Below are 25,710 nucleotides of genomic sequence, written 5' to 3'. Positions count from 1 at the left end.
ACTTGATAATAGTCACGTTGATTAGTGTCTCTGAACTAGTCCAACCCGCCTCTTGCCGAGCCGGGTACCTTCTTGAAGCCGCGCTCTTGCGCGGCTTTTTTTATGGTGTTTTCCCGCCCGCCGCTGTCTCGGTTACAATGCGCTTCTCTTTTCTCCCTGCATTCCGGAGGCTGAATGACCGCCGATGATTATCCGTTCCGCTTTGGCGGCATAGAGCGCCTCTATGGCCGCAAGGCCCTGAACGCTTTCCGTAATGCCCACATAGCCATCGTCGGCCTCGGTGGTGTTGGCTCCTGGGCCGCTGAATCGCTGGCTCGCAGCGGCATCGGCACGCTCACCCTGATCGACATGGACGACATCTGTGTGTCCAACACCAACCGCCAGCTGCATGCCCTCGAGGGCCAGTATGGCCGCACCAAGACCGATGCCATGGCCGAGCGGCTGAAGGCCATCAACCCCCAGGCGGATATCCGGGTGCATTTCGGATTTCTGACCACCAAGAACGTGGCAGAGTTGATTACCGAGGATATGACCGGAGTGGTGGATGCCATCGACAGCGTGAAGGCGAAAGCAGCGCTGATTGCCCATTGCCAGCGGCGCAAGATTCCGATTGTCTGTGCCGGCGGGGCCGGCGGCCAGATGGACCCAACCCAGATTCAGGTGGCAGACCTGAGCAAGACCACCCAGGACCCGTTGTTGGCAAAAGTGCGTAATATGCTGCGCCGGGAGTACGGGTTCTCCCGGAATCCAAAGCGGCGTTTTGGAATTGAGGCGGTGTATTCACTGGAACAGCTCACCTACCCAGCCGCCGATGGCGAGGTATGCCTGCAGAAACCAGCCACCGAGGGTCCGGTGCGGCTTGACTGCGCCTCCGGCTTCGGCGCAGCCAGCCCGGTAACCGCCAGTTTTGGCTTCTTTGCCGCCTCCCGGTTACTGAACCGGATTGCCCGCAAAGCCAATCAGGCCGATTAACGGCAATCCAGCACCAGCTTGCCCCGCACATGACCGCCTTCCAGCAGTTCGTGGGCTGCCTGTACCTGATCCAGGGAAAATACCTGCTCAACATGGACCTTCACATCACCGTCTTCAATCAACTCGGCGATTTCATCCAGATGGAAGGCATCTGGCCGTGAGCGCATGCCATGGGCTCGAACGCCCATGGCTTCTGCGGCGCTGACCACGTCATCGGCAGTCACCGTCGGGATGGTTACCAGCACGCCGGAATCACTGAGGGTTTGCAGGGAGCGTTTGCCAGTCTCGCCCCCTACCAGGTCCAGCACTACGTCCAGGCCATAGCATTCTTCGGTGAAGTCAGTGGTGTGGTAGTCGATCACCTCATGCACCCCCAGCTCCGCCAGAAAATCCCGGTTACGGGAGGACGCCGTCACGATGACGTGGGCGCCCCGCTCCAGGGCAAACTGAACCGCAAAGTGCCCAACACCACCGGCCCCGGCATGAATCAGGATTTTCTGGCCAGACTCCAGCTCCGCCACTTCAAACAGGGCCTGCCAGGCCGTGAGTGCCGCCAGGGGCACGCCGGCCGCCGCGATCAGGTCCAGCTCTTCCGGCACAATGGCGAGATCTTCAGCGTCGGCAATGGCGTACTCGGCGTAGGCTCCGCCGGTGACCGGGAAGCCGATCATGCCCATCACCCGGTCGCCCGGCACCAGTGTGGTCACGCCCTCGCCCACTTCCACCACCTCACCGGCCGCGTCGTAACCGGGTGTCCAGGGCAGGCTGTTTTCTATCTGGGTGGCGACGAACCCCATGCCCTTACGGGTTTTCCAGTCGATGGGATTGAGGCCAGCGCCGTGTACGCGAACCAGCACCTCGCCCTCACCCGGTTGCGGAATGGGCGATTCTGTCACGCGCAGCACATCACGCTCACCAAAGCGATCATAGACCACGTGGCGCATGGTGCCGGTTTCGGTCAGATCAGATGATTCCATGGGCGTCTCCAGACAGCAGTGAACGGTGCCGTTACCGGCCTGAACTCTCAGACTAGCAGAATTTTACCGGCCCGGCCTCAACCGGGCAGGCCCCGCCCGCCGGCAACCAGCGCGCTGCCAAGTATCTCGGCGAAGGCCTTGGGCGCCCGGGCTGGCCGCTGGGATTTCATATCGACACAGGCATGGGTAGAGAGCGCCCGCAGCAAGGTTTTGCCATCGGCCGGGCGAATCAGCTGAAACTGCCGGGCAGAGCGGAAACGGCCATCCCAGTCAGTGAGCCAGGTACCCAGCACCAGTTCATCCCCGGCATTGGCAGAGGCCAGGTAATCCAGCTCAGTGCGGGTAATCGCCATGGCCTTGCCGGTTTCTTCGTGCAGGGCCCAGGTCATGCCCAGGCTGTCGATGTGCTGCCAACTCACTTCTTCCAGCCAGCGCACATACACCACGTTATTGGCGTGCCCCAGGCGGTCGGTGTCCTCCGGGCGAACGGTGATGGTCATGGTAAACGGGTCAGGCAAGTCCCAGTTCAGTGCCTGTGTCATGGTTGCTCTCCAAGGCCAGGAATAGCGTGCAACGGTAGCCGGCCAATACGGTCATTGTGAAGTGAACCAAAGTATAGAACGCCATCATGGGGATTCACCGAGGTGATTTCCTGAAGGTGGCTGCCGCGGGTATCGTGCAGGCTGGTGATCATCTTACCGCTGGTATCGAAGGCAACCACCAGCCCATACTCCTGTGGCTGGGGCTTCAGACTGTCAGGCAACTTGGCCACCAGATTCTTCAGCCAGGGTTTGCGATGCATGCTGTCCACCTGGGCATTACGCAGGGTTGGAAACGCAACCCAGTAGCGGCCCTGATCATCCACCGCCAGGTTATCGGGAAATCCCGGCAGGTTGTCCGCAAACACTTCGGCCTGGCCGGCCCTGGGCCCGGTGATCCAGTATTTCAGGATGCGGTACTTCCAGGTTTCGTTAACCAGCACATAGTCACCCGCCGGCGACACCGCCACACCGTTGGCAAAGTGCAGATTGGCCAGCAGGACTTCGGTACGGCGGGTACGGGGGTTATAGCGAAGCAGCCGGCCGTGGGGGCGCATCTCCAGCAAGTCCAGAATGTAGTCCGGCTGGCGGAAGCGGGAGCTGGCGTCAGTGAAATAGATACGGCCGTCCGGTGCTATGTCCACGTCGTCAGTAAAGCGGAACGGCGTGCCTTCGGCCTCGCGGGTCAGTACCGACAGGGTGCCGTCTGGGGTGATGGACAACAGGCCTTTCCAGGCATCAGCGACAATCAGGTTGCCCTGGGCATCGAATACCATACCCAGTGGCCGTCCGCCGGTTTCCAGCCAGTTCTCTACGGTGCCATCCGGAAACACCCGCACGATTTTGCCGTCCTGGGTGCCGGCGTAAAGCACGCCGTTTGCATCAATGGTGGTATCTTCCGGACCATAGACCTGGCCCCGGGCCAGCAAGTCTGCCAGGCGCAGGCGTTCATTGGGCGCCAGCACACCGGTCATGGCCGGAGGCGATGGTGCCTCCCAGGCCTTGCTGTCAACCGGCGACGGCGTGAGCAGGAAACTGCCCAGCAGCAGAAAGATGACCAGCAGGCCTATCAACAACCATTTCATCATGAGCGCCCGATCCATTGGTGATTGTTAGACGGAAGGCAATATCAAAGCACCCTAACCTTAGCAGACATTACCGGGTTTCTGGCAACGCAGGACAGGCCGTCAGGATCCGAGAAAACGACGACACAAAGCCGCAAAGGTATCGGGCTTTTCAGCATGCAGCCAGTGCCCGGTACCCTCGATTATCTTCAGTTCGGCGGCTGGGAACAGTTGCCGGATGGTGTCTTGATGTTTGCTTTGGATATAGGCGGAATCAGCGCCTTTGATAAACAGCACCGGACCATTGTACGGGCCCTCACCCTCCGGCGCGGCGGCCAGCTTCTGATAACAGGTGTCAATCACAGGTAAATTCAGACGCCAGCGGAACAGCTGGTCACCATCACCGGCCTGCTCTGCCGGTATCCGCTCCAGGTTTTTCAGCAGGAACTGCCGCACGCCCGGGATTTCAACGAATTCAGCCAGGCGCTTGTCCGCTTCCTGGCGGGTTGTTACGCCAACCAGCTCCAGGTTCTTCATGCCGTCCAGAACCGCATCATGCCGGGCTTTGTAGGTGACCGGTGCGATGTCCGCGACGATGATCCCCTTGACCCGCTCCGGATAAACCAAGGCGACCTGCATCGCCACCTTGCCACCCATGGAATGACCCAGCACCCAGGCCTTGTCCAGATTGTGAGCGTCCATGTAGGCCACCACATCGGCCGCCATGGCCGGGTAGTCCATGTCGTCAGTGTGGGGTGAGCTGCCATGATTGCGCTGATCGAGGGCGTGAATCTGCCAACCATCTTCCAGGCGGCGGGCGATACCTCCAAGGTTCTCAAGGGAGCCGAACAGCCCATGCAGCAGGATCAGGGGCTCGCCCTGGCCGGTAATACGATGATTCAGTTCAACGGTCATACGCTGACAGCCTCCGGTGATGGGGATGAACCGGATACACTACCATCGCCAGACTCGGGGGCAAGGAGAAATTAGGCAGGCAAACCGCAGGCACAAAAAAGCCGGGATGAACCCGGCCAGAAGGTCACAGACATTACGACGGACAGCTCAGCAGTAGAAGATGCTGTCCAGATACTCCGCCAGTGCCAAAACGTTTTTACGCTCGGCCTCGTTATGGGGTACAAAGATTTCCCGTTCCATACAACACCTCCATTTTGCCTGTTGGCTACTTCAACCTGATGCGTACCATGCTATCGTTGAAGCTATGGCAAGCCGTTGACTGGCTGTGCCAATCGTTTGACATTTTGTATCACTCTGACACACAACCACCCGGAGCCAACCATCGGCATGCACGCGCAAACGGACCAAGCGGATACCCCGCAGGTTGCGGCCTCCAGCACACTGGCGCTCGTGCATTACCTGGATACGCTCGGGCTGTTGAATCGCCCCCGGATTGAAACCCTCACCGGCCTTAGCCTGGAAGCCCTGGAAGATCCGGATTTGCGCATTCCCGCCAGCACCCACTACCAACTTTGGGATCTGGCCGAACAGCTGACCGGAGACCCCGGTGTTGGACTGCACGCCGGGCAGGTGGTTGACCCTGAACGAATGGGCCTCGTCGGGCATGTTTTCTTCAATTGCGACACTCTGGGCGAGGCCGTCGTGCAGTACGTGCGCCTGCACCGGCTGATCAACGAATCGGTAACCCTGAGCTTTGAGCAAACGCCGGATCAGGCCATCCTGACCTGGCAGCCAGACCACCCCGATCACTACTGTCGTCAGGATATGGATCGCACCCTGGCGGCGGCGCTGTGTCGAACCCGTCACTTTATTCACCGGGGCATTGAAGCCGACTGGCTGGAAGTGGCCCATCCGGAACCCGGCTATGCCAGCGAGTACCGGAAACTGTTTGGCGGGCCGGTTATTTTTGGTACCGGCATCACCAGAATGGCGTTCTCCAGCCAGCACCTCGGGCACCCGATTCCCCATCGCAACCCGTATGTCTATTCCGCCGTGCTGAAGCAGGTCAATGCGGTGCTGGCCCGCCTGCAAACGCGGAAGTCTTTCAGCCGCAAGGTTCGCCGCCTGATTTCACGGCAAATGGCCACTGATCGCATTGATGCCGACACCCTGGCCCGGCAGTGCCACATGAGCCGCCAAACCCTGTACCGCAAGCTGAAAAAAGAGGGCCTGAGTTTTCATGATCTGGTGGAACAGGTGCGCCAGGACAAGGCCCTTCGGTATGTAGCTGACGACCAGTATGCCCTGGGGGAAATTGCCTTCCTGCTGGGTTTTTCTGAACTCAGCGCCTTCAGCCGTGCCTTCAAACGCTGGACCGGCATGGCACCGGCCCAGTTTCGGGCAAACCATCAGGAAGGTAACGAATGACTCCGGATAATCTGTCATTGCTGGCCATCCCCCTTGCCGCACTGTACCTGGCAGCCCTGGCCTGCATTTATCGGATCCTGCTCAGCTATCGCACCGCCCAGGGGGCCATTGCCTGGATCATCGCACTGGTAGGCCTGCCCTATATCGCGGTGCCACTGTTTGTTCTGTTCGGCCGAAGCCGCTTTGGCGGTTATGTCAAAGCCCGCCGGATGGGGGATCAGTCTCTGACCACCCTGCTGGACCAGTTCGAGAAGCAGACCACGTCGATCTCCAACCCCGGCCACGAACATTTCAGCGATGAGCTTCAGGTACTGTGCAAGTTGAGCCGGCAACCGTTTACCAGCGGCAACCAGTGCACACTGCTGAAAGACGGAACCGCAACATTTGAGGCCCTGTTCGAAGCCATGGAGGATGCCAGGCAATACATTCTGCTGGAGTTCTACATCGTGCGCTCAGACAAGGTGGGGCAGCGCATCAAGGCGATTCTGGAACGCAAGCTGGCGCAGGGTGTCGAGGTGTGGTTTCTGTACGACGACATCGGCAGTGTGTTGCTGTCACGGCGCTGGCTTGACGAACTGTCAGCCGCCGGCGCGCGCATCGCTTCGTTCGGCAACGGTAACGTGCGCCGCCGGCGTTTCCAGATCAATTTCCGGAACCACCGGAAGTTACTGGTCTGTGATGGCAAGGTGGGCTTTGTTGGCGGCATTAACCTGGGCGACGAATACCTGGGCACGGCGATGGACCAGGAACCCTGGCGCGATACCCACTGTCGCATTGAGGGCCCGGCGGTGACCGGTTTGCAGCTGGCGTGGCTGGAAGACTGGCACTGGGCCAGCAATATCCGCCCGGAACTGGACTGGCACCCGGGCTTTGACACCGGCGGTGATCAACAGGTTCTGGTGCTGCCTACCGGGCCTGCAGACACCTGGGAGACCTGCACGCTATTCTTCCTGAACAGCATCAACAATGCCCGCACCCGAATCTGGATTGCATCGCCCTATTTTGTCCCGGATTTTCAGATCATGAACGCCCTGCAGCTGGCGGCGCTGCGGGGGGTGGATGTTCGCATCCTGATTCCGGAAAAAACCGATAACCGGCTTATTCGCCTGGCGGCCTATTCCTACCTGGTGCAAGCCAGCCAGGCTGGCATCGGGATCTATCGCTACCAGCCCGGTTTCATGCACCAGAAGGTGGTGCTGGTGGATGACCGTTATGCTGCCGTGGGCACGGCGAACCTGGACAATCGCTCCATGCGCCTGAACTTCGAGATCACGGCGGTGAACACCAACGAGGACTTCGTCCGCTCGGTCGACTCCATGCTCCGGGAAGACCTTGAGTACTGCCAGAGAATGACTGAGCGGGACTACCAGGACCGATCCATCCTCTTCCGACTCAGCTGTCGCGCGGTGCGACTGCTGGCGCCGTTGCTGTAGCGGTTATTCTGGCTCCGGCAAAAACATTGTGCGACCATGGCCTTTCCGACGGTTCACCTGCTGTAAACAGATAACCCATGAACGCATTCAAGCCCAGAGAAACCCTGACCGAACAAGTCGCCCGCCATATTGAAAACCTGATTGCCTTTGAACAGCTGAGATCCGGTGAGCGCATCTACGAAAGCTCCATGGCCAAAGAGATGGACGTCAGTCATGGTTCCATCCGCGAGGCGCTGTTACTGCTGGAAAAACGGCACCTGGTCCGCAACGTGCCACGCAAGGGGGCGTTCGTTACCCCGCTGGACGAGCACTTTGTACGAAGTCTCTATGAAATTCTCGAACTGTACCTGACCCACACCGGCCAAAAACTGGTGCGACAATGGCAACCCGAGGACATGGCCCGGCTTGAAAATCTGTATCGGCAAATGAAGGACTGCTACCAGAAAAACGACCTGATGGCTTTTCTGGAACTGGGCATTGAATACACCAAGGCGTCACTGGTGTACGCGGACAACTACTTTATCGTCTCCGCCATTGATGACCTCTGGCCCTCGGCCAAACGCTGTGCATTTGTCGCCTTTCGCCAAGGCGGGGCACAAGTACTGGAGGACAATCTGGCACACATGGAAGAATCCATCCGGGCCATTGGCAACCGTGACGAAGCCGCCCTGGCCGACATCCTGCACCGATATGCCATCCAGCAATGTGAACAGGTTCTGGCGGCCATCAACGCGGGCTGATCCAGGCGCTGGCTGGCGGTTCAGTAGAACAGCTGGGTAAACGAGAAGCCGATGTTCAGGTAGGCCGTCCAGTTATCCTCGTTATTATAGGCAGCGGCCAGTTGCACTGGCCCAAGCAGGGTATCCACGCCAGCAAAAGCACTCCAGGACCGCACCGTGTCACCCCAGCTGGCATCACGCATACTGTCCCAGGCATTGCCGGTTTCAAAACCGGCGCCGGCAAACCAGGGCATGACCGGACCACCAAACTCCCGCCGACCGTACACAGACGCCAACACGGCGTCGTTGCCGGTAATTTCCCCCGGGGCATAGGCCGAGAGCTGGCGAAAGCCACCCAAGCGGGCGGCGTTTTCAATACCGGCATCACCGCTGAAAATCTGGCGGGTATACAACAGCCCAGTCAGGTTAAAACGCTCCCAGGTGCCCGTACCCAGCAGCATCGCCGTCACGCCATCAAAGTGCCGATCTGAACCGAGATCTTCCCGCTCCACCCGCCCGCGGATCCCGGCAAAGGCGCCGGATTTCGGGAAGAAGGCATCGCTCAGGGAATCGTGCACCAGCTGCAGGCTGACATGCCCCTGGTGGACATTATCGGCAGGTGCAACCGGAACGCCCACTTCGTCCTCTACCGTGGCGTAGCCACGGACGTAGGCCAGCCGGACTTCACCGTTGCCTCCCAGCTCCATACCCAGTGCCAGGTCCACTTGCCGGAAGGTGACATCCACTTCCGAGATGCGCCGCCCCTGATCGTAAATGCTGTAATCGTCCCGGCGATACTCCACGCCGACAACGGCAAACCGGTCATAGCCGAAGGTCAGCGGCTGGTACCACTGGCTTCGGACCCACGGCTGGGTTCCCAACTGAACGCCGGTCAGCCATTCGGCGCCCAACCGGTTCAGCTCGGTCATGCGCAGGCCGGCTGCCAGGTTGAAGCGGGTATTTCCCTCAAAGTTATCTTCATAGTTGAGCCCGAACGACAGGTAATTCGGTCCCCAGCTTTTCTCCCGCGCCCTTATCACAAGGACCGGCCCCGCTTCCGTGGGCGCCAGTGACCAGCCCACGGATTCGTAATAGCCAAGGCCATAGATACGTTTCAGGTCTGCCTCAAGCTCCGGTACGTCCAGCACTTGCCCCGGTTGCTGGCGAATCCGCTCCCTCAGGAAGTCCGTCGCCAGACGCTCGCCCTGGGCGATCTCAACCCGAACCACAGGCCCGGGCACCCAACTGCCTGCGGCACGGCGCGACTGGTACGCCACCCACTGTTCCTCCGACACCGACAGCCGGTTCAGGGCAACCGCATGCTCACGGGCGGCGGTGGCACCCAGTTCAAACAGCACCGGCGCATCGTAAAAATCGGCGGAGCCAAAGCCTTCGAGGTCCGGGTGCACCAGCACGTCCTGCTCGGTCAGCAGTGCCAGTTGGGCATCGGTATTCCTGCGGGTTATCAGGGTAGTCAGTTGCCCCACCACCGAGAAAGCCTCTCGCAATTGATCGGCGCTCATCATCGGATCGGTGATATCCACGGCAATGACCACATCCGCGCCCATCTCCCGAGCCACGCTGACTGGAAGATTGTTGGCAACACCTCCGTCCACCAACAGCCGACCATTGCGCTCAACTGGCGCGTAAACACCCGGAATGCTCATACTGGCCCGAATCGCTTCGGCAAGATTACCGTCTCCGATGACCACCTCTTCCCCGGTTTCAAGGTCGGTGGCCACAGCTCGGTAGGGAATGGGTAACTGGTCGAAATTTTCAACCAGGGCGGCATTGCGGGTGAGTTCATTGAGGATGAAACCAAGATTCTGCCCGGTCACCAGGCCTCCGCCCAGGTGCACACCCTGCGTGCTGACCCCCAGGCCCGGCACCAGTGGCAAACGCCAGTCGTCCTGTTTGCGACGGACCGGCTTGAACGCCCGGCCGGGATCGTCGCGGAAGCTGGACAACCAGTCCAGCTCCAGAAACCGCTGCTCAATCTCGGATACCGACATGCCCGAAGCGTAGAGTGCCGCCACGGCGGAGCCGGCACTGGTGCCTACCACCACATCCACCGGCACCCGCATTTCTTCCAGCACCCTCAGAACACCCACATGGGCCATGCCTTTGGCACCGCCACCGCTGAGCACCAGCCCAACTTTCGGGCGTTCTGAGGGTTCCGACGCCAGTACTGGCGCCCACAACAGGGGCACCAGAATGAACAACAGAAACAGATAATACCGCCGGTCAGGCAAATCCCGGTCAGCTCTTGTCGCGGTGTTTGTCATCGTCGGCCAGGGAAAGGTGGGAAACGTCCGGAACCATCGGCGGTGGCAGATCTCGTTTTACGCCCAGATCGGAGCCAGGAGGCGCCAGGCTCCAGTCATCCAGGTGCTCGAACATGGGCGCTTCCGGGTCTTCATGTTCCACCAGGGTGACACCCACCGGGTCCAGGGTCAGGCCCGAGCCCGCGAGGATATCATCCACTTTGTCACCGGCCACCGGCAGGCGATCTCCGGGTTCGGTCGCCGGCACGTTGCCCTCAGAGGCCGGTTTCGGCGGGGCCGATGGTGTTTCAGTCTCGGCTTGCTGATCAGCCTGGGAAACCGGCGCAGGTTTCGGTGCCGGGGCCGCAGCCTGGGTAGCCCCGGCCATCGGCTGTACATGGGCAATCATGCCATGCTTGCGCAGTACCGCCTGGTACTTCTCTGCCTGAACCTGTTCCAGCTTGTTACGAATAACAACGGGCTGGCCACTGAACATGCGGTCCAGTTGCTCCACGCTGGCCTTGAACAGGGCCCGGGCGTTGTTACGGGCAGTCTCAACATCAGTGCCTGGCGCGCACTCACCCTTGAATACAAGCTGGAACATGGCTATCCCTCTCACTTTCCCAATGGTTCTGGCTCCATGATAGCGGAAAACCAGCTCTGCGGCAGGCAGGCAAACACCCCGCAGCGCGGAATTATGTCCAAAATGCAAACAATTGAAAAATACCGGGAATCAATGACGAAATTTTCAACACTCTCTGCAATAATCAAACGTAACCAAACTTTACACTTGGTAACATAGAAGTTATCTCATCCGTTTTCGGGAGTGCTCGTTATGCGCACCAGACTATACGCCTTCGCATCCGCGGTTGCGTTATCGATGCCAGCCAGCCAGGCACACGCCGAAAATCTTGACGTTTTGATGAGCCAGGTTTTTTCCAACCAGGAAGCCACCTACATCGGTTTTGAAAGCGTGGAACGGGAAGATATCCCGGAACAAGCCGCCGTCGACCGTAAATATCTGATCGTCGACTTCCGACTCGCTGAGCAGAATCCGGAAAGTGAGCAGCTTCAGGCCAGCGTCCACAAAGTCTGCATGACCCTGCTGAAAGACAGGGCGCTGGTTCGCTCCCTGTCAGACTCCGGGTACGACATGGTGTCAGTGGCGTTCGACCGCAAATCCCAGTTCGACTGCCTCTAAGCCGCTGGTCAGCTCAACGCTGGCCCAGCAATTTGGGGAAGGCTTCAAGGGCCGTATTAACCGCATCCAGATTGAACGCCTCTACATCCGCCAGCAGTTTTTCGCCGTAGCTGGTCACCGACGGCGAACGATGACGCTGCCCCCATTCGATAATTCGTAGCGCAAAGTCTTTCATCTGTTCCGGGTCGCCGCTTTCACGAACATCCTGCCACTGGTCACCAAAGTCCTCCGCCAGCTTCTCCCGCAGCCAGCCTCGCTCCTGCATACTCATGGTCTGGGCCAGCAGCCGCTCGGCTTCCTCCGGCGTCCCGTCATCTTCCGCCTGCTCTACGGTAGCCTCAACCCGGGGCAACACGAGAGTAAAGGTGGACCCAACATCCGGTTCACTCTTTACCGTCAGTTCACCGCCCATCATTTCCACCAGCTTCCGGCTGATGGCCAGACCCAGGCCGGTGCCCCCGTATCGCCGGGAGCTCTGACCTTCCTGCTGCTCAAAGGCATCGAAAATACGGTCCTGCTGATCCGGCGCAATGCCAATGCCGGTGTCGGCCACGGTCACTTTCAACCGGTAGTAGCGGATATCCGCGTCCTCACCGGTGGATTCCTCCAGTTCTTTGGCCACGGCCCGCACTGTCACTCCACCCTCATGAGTGAACTTGATGGCATTGCCCACCAGATTGAACAACACCTGGCGCAACCGGGTTTCATCCAACATCATTGCCGAGGGCATGCCAGAGCCTACGCTCACCTCCAGGGTAATGCCCTGCTCGGTCGCTCGCAGATCAAAGATATGCCGGACATCGCTGAGCAGCCGGCGAACCGAAACCGGGCCGAAGTCCAGGCGCATCTTGCCAGCCTCGATCCGTGACAGGTCAAGAATGTCGTTGATCAGCATTAACAGGCTGCGGCTGCCAGCGCGGATGGCGTTCAAATAGTTGCGCTGCTGGGGATCAGTCACCGAGTTGTAGAGCAGATCGCTGTAACCAATGACCGCATTCATCGGGGTTCGGATCTCATGGGACATATTGGCCAGGAACTCACTCTTGGCCCTGCTCGCCGTTTCCGCCTCCCGGGCCAGGCGTTCGGCCTCAAGCTTGGCCGCTCGCAGTTCATCTTCACTGCGACGCAAGGCATTCTCGGACCGAATCCGTTCATCCACTTCCAGCGACAGCTTGCGGTTCCAGTAGAGGAAAATCAGTACCACCACGATGGCAATCAAAATGATGCGCCTGACCACCGTGTAGTCGGTTTCCTGTTCGATATCCAGGTGTATCCAGCGGTTATACACCGCCTCGGTTTCCGATGCCGGCAGGCTGCTCAGGGCCTTGTTGAGGATGCGGTGTAAAACCGGGTTGTCCTTGCTGACCGCCAGCCGCAGGTCATATTGATAGGGCGTGATGCTGGTAATCCGCAGGTTCGACAGGCCCAGTCGGGCAACCGTGTAACTCACTGCCGGAATATGCGTGACCATCACATCCAGGTCGCCGTTGGACAGCGCCAGAAGCCCGTCTTCCACGGTTCTTTGCGGGTAAAGGTCCAGGTTTGGATGATTGATTAACAGATAGTCATGGCTGGCCTGGCGATTGACCACACCGACCCGCTCATCCCGCAGCTCCCTCAGATCACCAATGAACCGGCCAGTATCCCGGATGGCCAGGGCAATCGGTACCGACACATAGGCCCGGGTGAACAGGAATTCCTGTTCGGTTCGGGGGGTGCGCGACATGCCCGGCAGAATATCCACTTCACCCGCCTTCAACATGTCCTCGGCCGACTGTCGGGAGCTCGCAATCACCCGGTTGAAGCGAACATCCAGGTTCTCCTCCAGGCGTTTGACCAGGTCAGAGGCAAGGCCCGCCGGGCGGCCGTCCTGCTCGAATTCAAACGGTGGCCAATCGCCACGCATACCCACTTTCAGCCCGGGATGACGCTTCAACCACTCAAGCTCCGAAGCGGTCAGGGCCACGCCACGTCCCTCAAGGGCTGGCATATTCGCCTGCAACCAGGACTGGCGAATATCCCGGTGCTCGTTGTGACTCAATGCCTGAACGGCCCGGTCAAACACCCGGAAAAGGCGGTCACGGCTGGTCGGTACCTGCAACACAACATCCACCGGGCGATTGTCCAGCAGAACGGCCAGACCGATACCATTGATCATTGCGGATTCAAGGTAATCCGAGACCACCGGTACCGGTCCGAGGAAGGCGTCGGCTTTGCCGGACAAGACCAGGCTGATGGCCTCCCCCAGACTGGCGACGGGCACCGGAGAAAAGTTATCAATCGGGTCCAGCAGTGGGAACTGGTTGGGATCGCCACCAATAATCGCGACGTTGGCAGATTCCAGATCCGACAGCGTCCGGTAGGCGGCATCACCGGCATTCACAAAGATCCCATAGGTCAGCGACATCATCGGTGAGGTGTGCCGAAGGCCCGGGATCACCGGCGATCCCGGAATGCGGGTGGTCAGAACCAGGTCGGCATCGTCGCCCTGGTCGACCGCCATGAAAGGCTCAACCGGCACGCCAAGCTTATCTGACACGCGAGCGAGATAATCAATCCAGATACCCGCCAGCGCACCCTCACCGGTATCGAACACCAGCGGCACCTGGCTCTGCCTGACAGCCACCCGGAAGCCTTCCTGCTGGCCCAACCACTCCAGGTCTGCCGCACCCAGAACCGGCGCCGGCGACGCCTGGGGCGGTTCCGCCCACACGACCCCTTGAATCAGGACAAACAAGAGGCCATACAATAACTGTGGAAGAGACTTCACTGGATATCCTCGGTGGTTCCACTACATTTCAGGGAACAATACCTGCAAATGTGGAAGATTTCATACTGCCTCACCGCACACAGGAGAAGCCTGTCTTATGGACACCAGCAAACACACTCTAAGCGTCCTTTTTCAGCAGCTTGGTTTACCATCAGATCAGAAAAGCATGGAGAGTTTTATCGCCCGGTATTCTCCACTGCCTTCGGAAATTGCCATCCAGGACGCCCCTTTCTGGTCCGAAAGCCAGTCGCAATTTCTTGAGGAGGGCCTTGAGGAAGACAGCGACTGGGCCGAGATTATTGATGAACTGGACGCCCTGCTGCGGCACTGATCGGCGCCGTCAATCCACCATGACCTGATTGCGGCCGGCATCTTTGGCCTGATACAGGGCCCGGTCGGCACGATCAAACACGGTATCTTCGGCATCACCATCCCGGAACTCTGACACGCCGGCAGAAAAGGTGATTGAAACCGGCTTGCCGCCAAAATGGAACGGCAGTTTTCCGACATGCTCACGAAACTGCTCTACCACGTCCCGGGCAGCCTCCAGCCCGGTCTCTGGTAACAGCAACACGAACTCCTCACCACCGAACCGGGCGATGAAATCCGTGCTGCGCAGGCGGCTTTTCATCTCCCGTGCCACCAATTGCAGTACCCGGTCACCGGCTTTATGGCCAAAGGAATCGTTGATTTTCTTGAACAGGTCAATATCAATCACCGACACACTGAGCGGGTGTCGGTAACGCTGCCAGCGGTTGTATTCGAACGATAGCCGCTCCTGCCAGGCTTCCCGGTTGGGCAGCTGGGTAAGCAGGTCGGTCATCGCGCGTTCCCGCTCCCGGCGAACCTGCGCCTGCATCTGCTCGGAATGAGCCTCCATGGCAGCGACCTTCTCCTGCATGGCATTGAGTTGCTGCGCCAGCATTTCCTCCCGCTCGGCATCCCGCGTGCAGAATCGTTCCAGAGCACCGCCGATGAACTCCAGTCGCTGGCTCACAGACTGCTTGAGGCTCTGCAAGTCCTGACTATGTTGAATGTCCTCGGATACTTTGCTCAACTCCGACCGGATTTCCCGGTCCAGCGTTGCGGTATCATCGTGTCTGGAAGCGTAGGCATCGGACTGTTCCGAAAAGTGCTGGCGCAGGGTTTCCAGGCGCTCGTCCAGCCGTTTGAGGAATGTCTCGAACTCCCGCTGGCTGCGGGTAACCGCCTCGATCACCAGCTCCGCCACCTGATTCAGGCCTTCCCGAAGGACCTCCCAGTCGTTGCTCGATAGCAGGGTTTGCTGAAGCGTCCTGGCCTGCGACTCCACCTCTGGCTCCAGGCTGACCTGGTTCAACAACAGCCCCAACAACTGGCCTACACGGCGGGCGATTCTGAGCCGATGCCCCTCTTCAGCGATATCATGCTCACTTCCCCTCGGCTCCGCCTGCGCGACGGCCGGTGTGTCGGCCTTTGGGCCCTTTGGCTCGGCTTCATCAAGACGGGTAATGGCTTTGTCAATCTGATCCTGCAGGGTTTTCCAGGCATCGATATCGAACTTTTGCTTGCGCAGGTCGGATCTCAGGCGATTGAGCAGGTTATCCAGTTCCGGAGTCTGGCCTTCCGAGGCGAGGCTGGTTCGCACCAGCATGCGCTCAAGCACATTGCGCTCGGCTAACCACTGTTTTTCGCGCTGCTCTGCCTCGTCCAGTTCCCGAAGATACTTATCCTTCCAGGACTCCTCAGATGCCATGAAACACTCCCTCAAGAACCGGTATGATCATTGTCGTTGCGATTGATATGGTTGGTCGAACGTCGACGCGCCCGGGGATGACTCTGATCGTACACCCGGGCAAGATGCTGAAAGTCCAGATGAGTATAGACCTGTGTGGTGGCGATGTCCGCATGACCAAGCAGTTCCTGCACCGCACGCAGGTCGCCGCTGGACTCCAGCATATGGCTGGCAAAGGAGTGCCGCAGCAGGTGCGGATGCAAGCGCTGGTCGGCACCCTGCACCATGCCCCAGCGAGCCAGGCGGGCCTGGATACTGCGCTGGCTCAGGCGACCGCCCCGCTGGCTGACGAATACCGCAGTTTCGCCCTCGTTAGCCATGGCTGCTCGGTGCGCCAGCCATTGATTCAGAGCCGCGACGGCTTTGCCGCCGACCGGCAGAATGCGCTCCTTGTTACCTTTACCCAGAACACGCACCTCCCGGCCTTTCAGGTCCAGGGCGGGCAGGCTCAGGCTGGCCAGTTCTGCCAAACGGAGGCCCGAAGAGTACATCAGCTCGAACATGGCCAGATCGCGGATTTCCAGGGGGTCGTCGGGATTGATGTCCAGCAGCTGGCTGATCTGGTCAACGTCTGCCACCTTCGGTAGCCGGCGACCGCTCTTGGGGGCCCGGACATCCAGAGCGGGGTTATTCCGGGCAAGCCCTTCCCGAAGCAGGAACTGATAGAAACGCCGAATGGCGGACAGGTGCCTGGCAATGCTCCGGCCGCTTAAACCGTCTCTGCTCAGCCGGGCGACGTAGCGGCGGATGTCATGAATGGTCAGCTCTGACCAGGCCGGGATGTCAACTTCGATCAGCCAGGCGACCAGGCGATCAAGGTCTCGTTGATAGTGATCACAGGTGCGGGGGGAATGGCGCTTTTCGGTGGCGAGATGCCGGACAAACGCAACCACCGGGGCGGCCATCGCCTCGGGTGGTCGGGTGTCCGTCGCCAGTCCTGTCACCCCTGGCCGCTCTCCACAGCCAGACCAGACACCGGGGCATCTGTGCGATAACGATCAAGCATGGGGGGCAGCAGCCGGCTCAGGGTATCGCTGATATAGCTGAGAAACAGCGACCCCATGCTCTGATCAAAATAACCCTGCTCGCAGCTGCCGACAGCAAATACGCCAACCAGTCCCTCGTGACGCAGCGGTACCAGGGCCACCGAGGCAATCGGTTCATCCCGGTCCGGGAACAGGAACTCCCGCTCGCTTTCCCGGAACTGGCCGCACACCGCACGGTCACCCTCCAGCAACGAGCCCAGACGCTCCCGGGCCTGGACGGAGTTGACGATGTGCAGGGCTCCCTCGCCTTTCTCCGGCTGCGCCGAATCGCTGAACAGCAGTACCGAGGCAGCATCCAGGCCAAAATCGCCGCGGATGCTGTCATCGACGGCGGCGGCTATATCGTTGAGTGACCTGGCTTCGATCACCTGCATCAGCAACCGTTTGCTTTTCTCGAACAGCCGGTCGTTATGACGGGCGATCGATACCAGCTCCACCAGTTCACGGCGAAGGGTATCACGCTGCTCACGGAACAGATGAACCTGGCGTTCCACCAGCGAGATGGCCCGGCCACTGTCGTGGGGCAGAGTCAGGCTGCGCAGCAGTTCATCCTGATCAAGAAAAAAATCAGGATTGGCGCGAAGATAATCGGCCACCTGCTCCCGAGTGAGTTCGCCGGCCTTCTGGCGGGCCGTTTGTTCTGTCATCGTGTTCTCCTGAGCCGTCAGGACCTTGTTTTATTGGTTCGGGAACTTCTGCGACGCCGGGGCTGGGGATCGCCCGGCAGACGAAGCTGCCCTTCAAATACCGTTTTAGCGGGGCCTTCCATCATAACAGGGGACCCATTCCCCTGCCATTCGATCACCAGCCGGCCACCCCGCAGCTCCACCTCCACCCGGGTATCCAGCAGGCCTCGCAGCTGGCCTGCCACCACCGCAGCACAGGCTCCACTGCCACAGGCCAGGGTTTCTCCCGAACCACGCTCAAATACACGCAAGCGGGCATGGCCCCGGTCGACGATCTGCAGGAATCCGATATTGGCCCTTGAAGGGAACCGGGGATGCTTCTCCAGCATGGGGCCAAGGGTGGCCACCGGCGCCGTGTCGACGTCATCCACCAACAGTACACCGTGGGGATTGCCCATGGAAACCGCCGACAATTCCACGCTCTGGCCATCAACATCGACGGTGTACACGGTCTTCTGACAGTCCGCGGCGAAGGGAATGGCGGGCGGATTGAGTTCCGGCACGCCCATATTGACCATCACCAGGCCATCCTTGCCGATTTTCAGCTCGATCACGCCCTTGGCAGTCTGTACCCGGATCACCCGCTTGTTGGTCAGCCGCTGATCACGCACAAACCGGGCAAAGCAGCGGGCGCCGTTGCCGCACTGCTCCACTTCCGAGCCATCGGCATTAAAGATACGATAGCGAAAATCCACATCAGGCAGACCCGGCGGTTCGACCACAAGCAACTGGTCGAAGCCGATACCAAAGTTCCGATCCGCCAGCTCCCGGATCAACTCCGGACGCAGGCGGAAAGGCTGGCTTATGGCATCCACCACCATAAAGTCGTTCCCCAGCCCGTGCATCTTGGTAAACCGGAGCAACGGCCCCTGGCCCCGTCTTTGCGGATTCATTTCTTGCTCCCCGTTCATTCCGGTAGGCAACTTTCAGGGCCAAGCTGATCGTCCAGGGTCTCCCGGCGGCGCACCACATGCACCTGATCGCCGTCAACCATCAACTCGGGCGGGCGGTTACGGGTGTTGTAATTGGATGCCATAACGAAACCGTAGGCACCCGCCGACCGAACCGCAAGCAAATCGCCCGCCTTCAGCCGGAGTTGACGATCCTTGCCCAGAAAATCGCCGGTTTCGCACACCGGCCCGACCAGATCCCAGGCTTTTTCCTCGCCATCCTGATGGGGCTGTACCGGGATGATGGCCTGCCAGGCGCTGTACAGTGCCGGGCGGATCAGGTCGTTCATGGCGGCATCGATAATGGCGAAGTTACGATGCTCGGTGCACTTCAGAAACTCCACGCGGGTCAGCAATATACCGGCGTTGGCGGCAATGGAGCGGCCCGGTTCCATGATCAGTTCCAGCTCCCGATCACCCAGTCGCTCGGCCAGTGCCTTGACGTAATCCGCTGGCTGCGGGGGCTGTTCCTGATTGTAGGTCACGCCCAGGCCGCCCCCCATGTCCAGATGGCGGATATGAATGCCCTGGTCCGCCAGGGTATCGATCAGCACCAACACCCGGTCCAGGGCATCCAGAAACGGAGAGACTGACGTCAGCTGGGAACCAATGTGACAGTCCACCCCATGGACATCCAGGTTTGGTAACGCTGCGGCACGGGCGTAAACCTGGGGGGCCTCGGCGATATCGATACCAAATTTGTTTTCCTTCAGTCCGGTGGAAATGTAGGGATGGGTGCCGGCATCGACATCCGGGTTCACCCGAAGCGATACCGGTGCCCTCACGCCCAACTCTCCGGCCACTTTGTTCAGGCGGTCCAGCTCGGTGTCAGATTCAACGTTGAAACAGCGCACGCCCACTTCCAGCGCCCGCTTCATTTCCCATTCCTGCTTGCCAACGCCGGAGAACACCACCCTGGCGGCATCGCCACCGGCGCGCAGCACCCGCTCCAACTCACCGGCAGAGACAATATCAAAACCGGCGCCAAGTCGCGCCAGCACATTGAGCACCGCCAGGTTGCTGTTGGCCTTCACGGCATAGCACACCAGGTGCGGGCGGCCATTCAGGGCGCTGTCGTAGGCCCGATAGTGACGCTCGAGGGTGGCCCGGGAATATACGTAAGCCGGGGTGCCAAATCGCTCAGCGATTGACGCCACCGGAACATCTTCGGCGTACAGTTCGCCGTTGCGGTAATTGAAGTGGTCCATGTTGATCCTGAATATCTGGATGGGTTACTGCCAGGGTTGGCCGCTCAGTGCTCCGGCGCATCGTCGGTGTCGGCGCGCTCGTCGGCCTGCCCGGACTGGACCGGATCTGCCTGTGGCGCTTCGCGGTACAATGGCCCTTTCTGGCCACAACCGGCAAGAAACAACAGCAATAGCATCACGAGCGCCCAAGGCCGGCGAGATAGTCCAACCTGCATACCCATACCCCTGAGTGAATAATGGCCGAAGTATACCCGACACCCGCCCCTGATCGCGAGGGACCCGATGGCTTACGGCAGATAACGGTTGAGGGCGTCTTCCAGCCTGGTACGGTAATACAGTGACTGACCGGTCTGGATATCCCGCTGATACAACTGCGGGTCCAGATCATGGGGCAGGTGCAGGTCGGTGAGATACACCGGATAAGATTCACCACTTTGGCGCAGCGAACGGATGTAGTGTGCGACGGCGGGAATCAGACGGTCCCCGTATTCCTGCACACTGAATTCCTGATCGTTGCAGTAAATATCGAACCGCAATGTGCTGTCGCCCTGCTGAACACCGACGGCCTGAACCTCCAGGCCCGAAAGTGGCACCGTGGTGCCCTGATAGGGCCGGAGTTCAGCAATCCAGCGGGCGTCGCGACGTACCATTTCATAGCAACGGATACCGCCCGCCGGGTCCAGGTTATCTGCCTGACGCAACAGGCGCCGTTCCACCAGGTTTTCCAGGAAGCGCATTAACGGACCAAGCAGGTGGTTGCGATGCCCTGCCCGGACCGAACGGGCCCACAAACTGCCATGCTCATCGACAACCCAGAGCTGGCCACGGTCACCCTGAAGCAACCAGAACACCTGTATATTGCCCGCTTCGGACGCCGCGCAGACCGCCTTTAGCACCGGCTCGTCCCGCAGGGCATGGCGGTCCGGCACTATTGGCAGATACTCATCCTGCGGCTGCAACAGCGCTGCCAGCAGAGCTTCACGACTGTCCAGGGCGACAAACCCCGGTTCCCGGCCGCTGAACTGCAGCAGGAAATAGCGATGATCCATCTCGATGATGTAACGCAAGGGGTGCGGCCCGGTGCCGCCGGCAAAGAAATGGCGCAACACATCTCCGAACAACTCCCTCACCCGGCGTGCAATGGCGCTGCCATGCCCCCGACTGGGGGCCGCCACGCGGATTTCCGGCAGCTCGGCCGGGTTCATGGCCACCTGAGCCAACACGTTTTTCAGGCACTGGATCAGGGTATCTCCGGCGGCATAGTGCTGCAGACTGATCTCATGCCAGCTGTTCAGAGTAATCTGATCAATGGTCAGCACCAGGTTATCGCGCCCACCGCTGAACCCCAGTGAATCGGAACGGGCACTGAGCTTGTGTAGCCCACGTTCGGTCAGGTGGGCTTGCGGGTCCACCGCCACATTAATCAGCAACAGGTTTTTCAGCGGGCGCACACCTCGGGACAGCGCCTCTCTGGGCGCCGGAGACATGGGCATAGGCAGAAAGCCCGACAACACCTCCACAATGTCTTTCAGTTCGGCCACCGAGGCAACACTCTTGCCCGCCCGGACATTGAGCCGGGTGGAGCGATGCAACAAGCCGTTGCAGTAACACCACACCAACAGCTCCGCCAGATTGCCTGCGCGGCGGATCACCGGTTGCCAGAAGGCGTCGGAGGGATCTTCAAGATCCCGGTACAGCAACCACCCATCACCTTCCCCGCCCTGTTCGGACTGGTGGTGAAAAGACAGGTTTTCCTCCGCCAGCGACGGCACCAGACCAGGGTTAACCAGTTCGATCTTGCCCGCCTTGCGCTGAAAGGCGGCGTAGAGTTTGCGGCCCAGCAGGTTAATGTCATTGGCGCTGATAGCCGCCTGGGTGTGCTGCTCCCGGGCCATGCGCGACAACAGGCGGTAACTGTGGGTAAGCTCCGCCACGATGTTCCGCCTGAGGCCTGTCACCTCTTCTGCCCGCCAGCGCTGGCGATCGTCCAGGGCGCTGAGGCGGTCTTCGCCCCATTCCCACTGCTGCACTAGCTGTCGTAGCAGATCGATTCGCCATTGGTCCCCGGCCATTCCGGCCCGGGTGAGCGGCAAACCCGCCTTCAGGTACAGGCTCCGGCGCACCAGGTCGAGGCGCTCCGGAGCACCACTGGTTAACAGCCATTGCTCCAGGCGCTGATACAGCATGACGTAGGGGTCCAGAACATCGGCACTGGTTTGCCCCTGATACACCGCCTGTTTGAAGCTGGCGGACAATAACGGCTGGGCGGTATCGGTGGCGTAACACTCAATCAGAAACAACTTGAGAATGGCCTTCCAGGGAGCATCAATGCCTTTGTAGAGCTGCCAGATACCGGCGCCGGGGAACTCCTCATCGGGAATCGACGGCACGGCGCCAAAATCAATGTACTCGCTGGCCTTGATGAACCGGCACTCCAGCAAACGCCGGCGGCATTCCCCGTAGTCCGCCTCGGCCTCCGACGGGATCAGCCACCAGAGCGGATAGCGCCCAGCCAGATGAATGCTGGTCCGGTAGAATTCATCCAGCAACAGAAAGTGCTGGGCACTGCCACAGTTCTCTCCGGTGACCTCGGCCCGCTGCCGGCCGGCCCGCCAGTCAGCGGCCGAGAAGACAAACACGTGGAGCTCAACGCCCAGCGTTGCCGCCCATTGCGACAGCTTTTCGGCCTTGCGCTCCAGGCTGCGGATGCCCTGTTCAGACAGATCATCCCGATGACAAAGCCAGGCATCCAGATCACTGGCAACCGAGTGCCCAAGGGTGCCGGGACTGCCCATCAGGAACAGACTGTCGAGATCGGCCTTGCGAAGCCCTTGGTCGCGAACACTGAAACTTCGGGCAAAACGGCGCGCGGAATTCAGCACATCGTTACCCGGGGTATAGCCGGCCAGGCCCTGGGGGCAGCTGCCATCAAGATAGCCCGGCAAAGCGGGATGATTCAGATGAAACGCCAGCGGTAACAGTTCAAGCACCACCTGCTGCCGGTAAGTCAGGGCCGAACACGCCCGTTCCCAGCGCTGACGATTGACCAATAGAAACCGGTCCCGCAGCCGCCGCAGGGTTTTTCGGTCGATGCCGTCCTCAAAGTCGAGAACGATGGGCGGTGCGAGAACGGTCAAGAGGGCTCCGGCAAGTGGTTATTTTCGGTCAGATAGTCAGTATGATGAATGAATCGTGGCAAAACCGGTAAAAAAATAAAAGGATGACCCGTTTCCGGTGAACACCGGAAATGGCACCTCCTGAAGAGGCACCTGCGCTGTGAAAGAATTCATTATTCAACGTTATCGGCCGGATCTGTCTGGACCTGTCATTCAGCCAACCCTGCTGCGGGTGGACGACGATGGCCGAATCGCCCACGTCGACCGCCATGCCGAGGCCATGTTCGGCTACGACGCCGGGGCGTTGATCAGACAACCGGTGCAACGCATTCTCGCCTCCCGGCAGGACGATCCCTTTGCCCCGGCCCACCGACACCATCTGGACAACGGCCAGACCGTGCTGGTGACCTTCCGCCACAAGGATGGCTTCTTTTTTACCGCCATTCTGGGCTTGCGCATGGAAATGCGTGATTCAGACCAGGCCGCCAACGCCACCATTTCCCTGAAAGACAGCGGCGACATGGACAGCCGCCTGTTACGACTGGCAGAACAAGGCGCCGGTTTCGGGCTCTGGGAGCTGGATATGACCTCCAATGAGATCAGCTGGTCTGAGGGCATGTACCGTTTGCTGGAGTTGCGCCCCGGGACGGAATTGTCACCCGAACAGGCTTTGTTCTACTGCCAGGTCGGCCAGAACCGCGTGCGTGCCCTGTTCCGCCGCTGCATGCGCACGGGCCGCCCGTTCAGTATGGAGCTGTCGGTATTGACCAGCCGGCAACGTCTGCAACGAGTCATCCTGTCGGGCCGCGCCCTGAAAAGCGGCGGCCGGATCCAGAAGCTCGGTGGCGTGATGGTCAACCACAGTGAAGCCATGCTACACGACCACGCCCGGCAGCAGGCCCAGAGGATTCTGGAAGCAACCGCCAACGCCACGCCAGACCTCGTGGTCGCTGTCGACACCAGCCTGAACCTGTTGCATTTCAACGCTCCCTGGGCAGAACAGTTCCGAAACGCCTTTGGCGCCGAACCAAGGCCCGGCGACAACCTTAAAACCCTGCTTGCCGACTTCACCAACGAACGGCGCATGATTGAGCGCCTGTGGCAACGGGCCTTTGACCGGGAGCACTTCGTGGCCGAGATGCCCCTGAACCGCCAGGGCGAAGGCCTGCCAGTCTACGAATTTCATTTCCAGAATATTCAGGGCCTGCAAGGCGAGGTGGTCGGTGCCGTCCATGTTGCCAAAGACATCAGCAATCGTGTCCAGCACAGCGGCAGCGGCGACTACCGGATGCGCCATGACCCGGTGACCGGATTGATGAACCGGCGCTCCTTTGTCGAGCATCTGGAACGGGCCATGAAGCATAAGCGCAAACGCCAGTCGATGGACGGCTTGCTGCTGCTCGACCTGGACAGTTTTGAACAGTTCAACGAACAGGCCGGCAGTGGCACCTGCGATCGGTACCTGCGTGAATTGGCCGGTATGCTCGGGCTGCGGGTGCGCCAGCGGGACGCCCTGGCCCGGCTGTCCGGTGACACCTTTGCCCTGTTCATAGAGAACTGCCCGGAACCCAGGGCCCGCAAGATTGCCGAGGAAATCCGGGAGCAGATTGCCCAGTTCCAGTTTGAATGGCAGGGCAGACAGTTACAGACCACCGCCAGTGGCGGCCTGCTGATTCTCGGAACCGACGCTCCGCTCCAGCCTGAACAACTACTGACCCAGGCCGCCGACCTGTGCCATACCGCCAAGACCTCCGGGCGCAACCGTATCCACACCACCCAGGCCTTGCCCGGCGAGTTGGCCAATCGGGGCACCGACCGCCAGCTTGAACAGCTGCATCAGGCCCTGGATAACGGCCAGCTGATTCTGGAGTTTCAATCCCTCAAGCCGGTGGCCAGCGTCACCTGGGGTGACCACATTGAAATCCTGTGCCGGATTCCGGGTACAGGCGACGACTCGCCCCTGCTGCCGGAGCAGTTCCTGCCAGTAGCAGAACGGTTTGACCTGGCCAAGCGCCTGGACCGCCAGGTTATCCGACAGACTCTCCAGTGGCTGAGCCAGCATCGACTGTTGGAGCCAAGGCTGAAGTACTGCGGCTTCAACCTGTCGCTGGCCACCATTCTGGATGACACCTTTGCTGATTTCATGGAACAACAGGTGCGCCAGACCCCGTTCCAGGCCCATTGTTTCTGCCTGGAGATCCGTGAATCCCACGCCACCCAGTATCCCGATGAGGTAGCCGTATTATGTGACGCCCTGCACCGGGCGGGGTGCCGGGTTGCCCTGGAAGGGGCGGGGGCATCCGTGGAAAGCTACAGCCTGGCCGCCAACCTGCCGGTGGATATCATCAAACTGGACCGGCGCATCATGAACGATCTGGAACGTGATCCGGTGCAGCAGATCATGGTGGATGCCCTGCATCGGATTGCCGAAACCGCCGGCAAGGAAACCGTCGCCACCTTTATCGAGAACGATGAAACCCTCAGGAAAGTCCGAACCCTGGGCATTCACTTTGGCCAGGGTTACCGTTTGTCACGGCCGCGGCCGCTGGAAGAGCTCAAACCAGCGGAGGTAGAACTCAGCACCGGCCGCATAGGCGGGTAAGCGGTTGCTGGGAGCAGCCCGCAGGCTCCTCCCAGCACACGCGCTG

At 60.0% G+C, this 25,710-nt stretch carries 21 protein-coding genes; 7 read left to right on the top strand and 14 right to left on the bottom strand.

All coding sequences use genetic code 11. From position 1 onward, the window contains the following. Positions 1 to 174 precede the first annotated feature (174 nt). The gene (gene tcdA, locus ACNSOI_RS02325; protein WP_420195046.1) at positions 175 to 972 is read left to right on the top strand and encodes a tRNA cyclic N6-threonylcarbamoyladenosine(37) synthase TcdA; all 798 of its coding nucleotides are present in this window, start codon (positions 175 to 177) and stop codon (positions 970 to 972) included. On the opposite strand, the gene ACNSOI_RS02320 is transcribed toward tcdA, so the two are convergent. From ACNSOI_RS02320 to ACNSOI_RS02305, 4 genes are all read right to left on the bottom strand, one after another. Next, complete coding sequence (locus ACNSOI_RS02320) at positions 969 to 1,949, bottom strand: NADP-dependent oxidoreductase (RefSeq protein ID WP_152437195.1); 981 nt, start codon at positions 1,947 to 1,949, stop codon at positions 969 to 971. The genes tcdA and ACNSOI_RS02320 overlap by 4 nt on opposite strands. 77 nt (positions 1,950 to 2,026) lie before the next feature. Then, positions 2,027 to 2,491: an acyl-CoA thioesterase gene (locus ACNSOI_RS02315; RefSeq protein ID WP_058091336.1), complete on the bottom strand. Its 465-nt coding sequence runs from the start codon at positions 2,489 to 2,491 to the stop codon at positions 2,027 to 2,029. Then, positions 2,488 to 3,573 carry an SMP-30/gluconolactonase/LRE family protein gene (locus tag ACNSOI_RS02310; protein ID WP_152439572.1) on the bottom strand — a complete coding sequence of 362 codons (1,086 nt, stop codon included), beginning with the start codon at positions 3,571 to 3,573 and terminating at the stop codon, positions 2,488 to 2,490. Before ACNSOI_RS02310 ends, ACNSOI_RS02315 begins: the two co-directional genes overlap by 4 nt. A 102-nt stretch (positions 3,574 to 3,675) precedes the next feature. Further along, positions 3,676 to 4,467: an alpha/beta fold hydrolase gene (locus ACNSOI_RS02305; RefSeq protein ID WP_152437194.1), complete on the bottom strand. Its 792-nt coding sequence runs from the start codon at positions 4,465 to 4,467 to the stop codon at positions 3,676 to 3,678. A gap of 387 nt (positions 4,468 to 4,854) precedes the next feature. Between ACNSOI_RS02305 and ACNSOI_RS02300 the strand changes: the two genes are divergently transcribed. The 3 genes from ACNSOI_RS02300 (at position 4,855) to ACNSOI_RS02290 (ending at position 8,068) form a co-directional block, all read left to right on the top strand. Next, on the top strand, positions 4,855 to 5,895 hold the full coding sequence (locus ACNSOI_RS02300) for an AraC family transcriptional regulator (protein ID WP_058091334.1): 1,041 nt from the start codon (positions 4,855 to 4,857) through the stop codon (positions 5,893 to 5,895). Then, a complete protein-coding gene (cls, locus tag ACNSOI_RS02295; RefSeq protein ID WP_420195045.1) occupies positions 5,892 to 7,328 on the top strand; it encodes a cardiolipin synthase in 1,437 nt (478 codons plus the stop codon). The genes ACNSOI_RS02300 and cls overlap by 4 nt, the downstream gene beginning before the upstream one ends. Positions 7,329 to 7,405: 77 nt before the next feature. Beyond that, the gene (locus ACNSOI_RS02290) at positions 7,406 to 8,068 is read left to right on the top strand and encodes a GntR family transcriptional regulator (RefSeq protein ID WP_420195044.1); all 663 of its coding nucleotides are present in this window, start codon (positions 7,406 to 7,408) and stop codon (positions 8,066 to 8,068) included. Positions 8,069 to 8,088: 20 nt separating this feature from the next. On the opposite strand, the gene ACNSOI_RS02285 is transcribed toward ACNSOI_RS02290, so the two are convergent. Both ACNSOI_RS02285 and ACNSOI_RS02280 read right to left on the bottom strand, forming a co-directional pair. Continuing rightward, positions 8,089 to 10,299, bottom strand: a complete 2,211-nt coding sequence (locus ACNSOI_RS02285) for a patatin-like phospholipase family protein (RefSeq protein WP_420195043.1) — start codon at positions 10,297 to 10,299, stop codon at positions 8,089 to 8,091. Between the two features lie 7 nt (positions 10,300 to 10,306). Then, positions 10,307 to 10,915, bottom strand: coding sequence for a hypothetical protein (locus ACNSOI_RS02280; RefSeq protein ID WP_420195042.1), 609 nt, complete (start codon positions 10,913 to 10,915; stop codon positions 10,307 to 10,309). A gap of 231 nt (positions 10,916 to 11,146) precedes the next feature. Between ACNSOI_RS02280 and ACNSOI_RS02275 the strand changes: the two genes are divergently transcribed. Beyond that, positions 11,147 to 11,512 carry a hypothetical protein gene (locus ACNSOI_RS02275; RefSeq protein ID WP_072678634.1) on the top strand — a complete coding sequence of 122 codons (366 nt, stop codon included), beginning with the start codon at positions 11,147 to 11,149 and terminating at the stop codon, positions 11,510 to 11,512. Positions 11,513 to 11,525: 13 nt separating this feature from the next. Here ACNSOI_RS02275 and ACNSOI_RS02270 read toward each other — a convergent pair whose 3' ends face one another. Continuing rightward, the gene (locus ACNSOI_RS02270; protein WP_420195041.1) at positions 11,526 to 14,282 is read right to left on the bottom strand and encodes an ATP-binding protein; all 2,757 of its coding nucleotides are present in this window, start codon (positions 14,280 to 14,282) and stop codon (positions 11,526 to 11,528) included. A 97-nt stretch (positions 14,283 to 14,379) separates the two neighbouring features. On the opposite strand from ACNSOI_RS02270, the gene ACNSOI_RS02265 reads away from it, so the two are divergent. Next, positions 14,380 to 14,613: a DUF2789 domain-containing protein gene (locus tag ACNSOI_RS02265; protein ID WP_061332527.1), complete on the top strand. Its 234-nt coding sequence runs from the start codon at positions 14,380 to 14,382 to the stop codon at positions 14,611 to 14,613. Positions 14,614 to 14,622: 9 nt separating this feature from the next. On the opposite strand, the gene ACNSOI_RS02260 is transcribed toward ACNSOI_RS02265, so the two are convergent. The 7 genes from ACNSOI_RS02260 to ACNSOI_RS02230 all read right to left on the bottom strand — a co-directional run bounded on the left by ACNSOI_RS02260 (position 14,623) and on the right by ACNSOI_RS02230 (position 23,083). After that, positions 14,623 to 16,017, bottom strand: a complete 1,395-nt coding sequence (locus ACNSOI_RS02260) for a diguanylate cyclase (RefSeq protein ID WP_420195040.1) — start codon at positions 16,015 to 16,017, stop codon at positions 14,623 to 14,625. A gap of 11 nt (positions 16,018 to 16,028) precedes the next feature. Further along, the gene (xerC, locus tag ACNSOI_RS02255) at positions 16,029 to 16,961 is read right to left on the bottom strand and encodes a tyrosine recombinase XerC (RefSeq protein WP_420195699.1); all 933 of its coding nucleotides are present in this window, start codon (positions 16,959 to 16,961) and stop codon (positions 16,029 to 16,031) included. Between the two features lie 35 nt (positions 16,962 to 16,996). After that, the gene (locus ACNSOI_RS02250) at positions 16,997 to 17,749 is read right to left on the bottom strand and encodes a DUF484 family protein (RefSeq protein WP_061332525.1); all 753 of its coding nucleotides are present in this window, start codon (positions 17,747 to 17,749) and stop codon (positions 16,997 to 16,999) included. Between the two features lie 17 nt (positions 17,750 to 17,766). Next, positions 17,767 to 18,681: a diaminopimelate epimerase gene (gene dapF / locus ACNSOI_RS02245; RefSeq protein WP_058091368.1), complete on the bottom strand. Its 915-nt coding sequence runs from the start codon at positions 18,679 to 18,681 to the stop codon at positions 17,767 to 17,769. A 14-nt stretch (positions 18,682 to 18,695) separates the two neighbouring features. After that, complete coding sequence (gene lysA / locus ACNSOI_RS02240; protein WP_106694427.1) at positions 18,696 to 19,946, bottom strand: diaminopimelate decarboxylase; 1,251 nt, start codon at positions 19,944 to 19,946, stop codon at positions 18,696 to 18,698. A 44-nt stretch (positions 19,947 to 19,990) separates the two neighbouring features. After that, complete coding sequence (gene lptM / locus ACNSOI_RS02235) at positions 19,991 to 20,161, bottom strand: LPS translocon maturation chaperone LptM (RefSeq protein WP_420195039.1); 171 nt, start codon at positions 20,159 to 20,161, stop codon at positions 19,991 to 19,993. A 72-nt stretch (positions 20,162 to 20,233) separates the two neighbouring features. Next, entirely contained in the window at positions 20,234 to 23,083 is a 2,850-nt protein-coding gene (locus tag ACNSOI_RS02230; RefSeq protein WP_420195038.1) for a class I adenylate cyclase, read from the bottom strand. 139 nt (positions 23,084 to 23,222) lie between these two features. Between ACNSOI_RS02230 and ACNSOI_RS02225 the strand changes: the two genes are divergently transcribed. Beyond that, positions 23,223 to 25,664 carry an EAL domain-containing protein gene (locus tag ACNSOI_RS02225; RefSeq protein WP_106694424.1) on the top strand — a complete coding sequence of 814 codons (2,442 nt, stop codon included), beginning with the start codon at positions 23,223 to 23,225 and terminating at the stop codon, positions 25,662 to 25,664. Positions 25,665 to 25,710: the final 46 nt, after the last annotated feature.

The organism is Marinobacter sp. GH_1 (assembly GCF_048595985.1).
Classification (GTDB): Bacteria; Pseudomonadota; Gammaproteobacteria; order Pseudomonadales; family Oleiphilaceae; genus Marinobacter; species Marinobacter shengliensis.
Note: the sequence above shows the minus strand (reverse complement) of the source record. Positions and strands in the feature narration are given on the sequence as shown.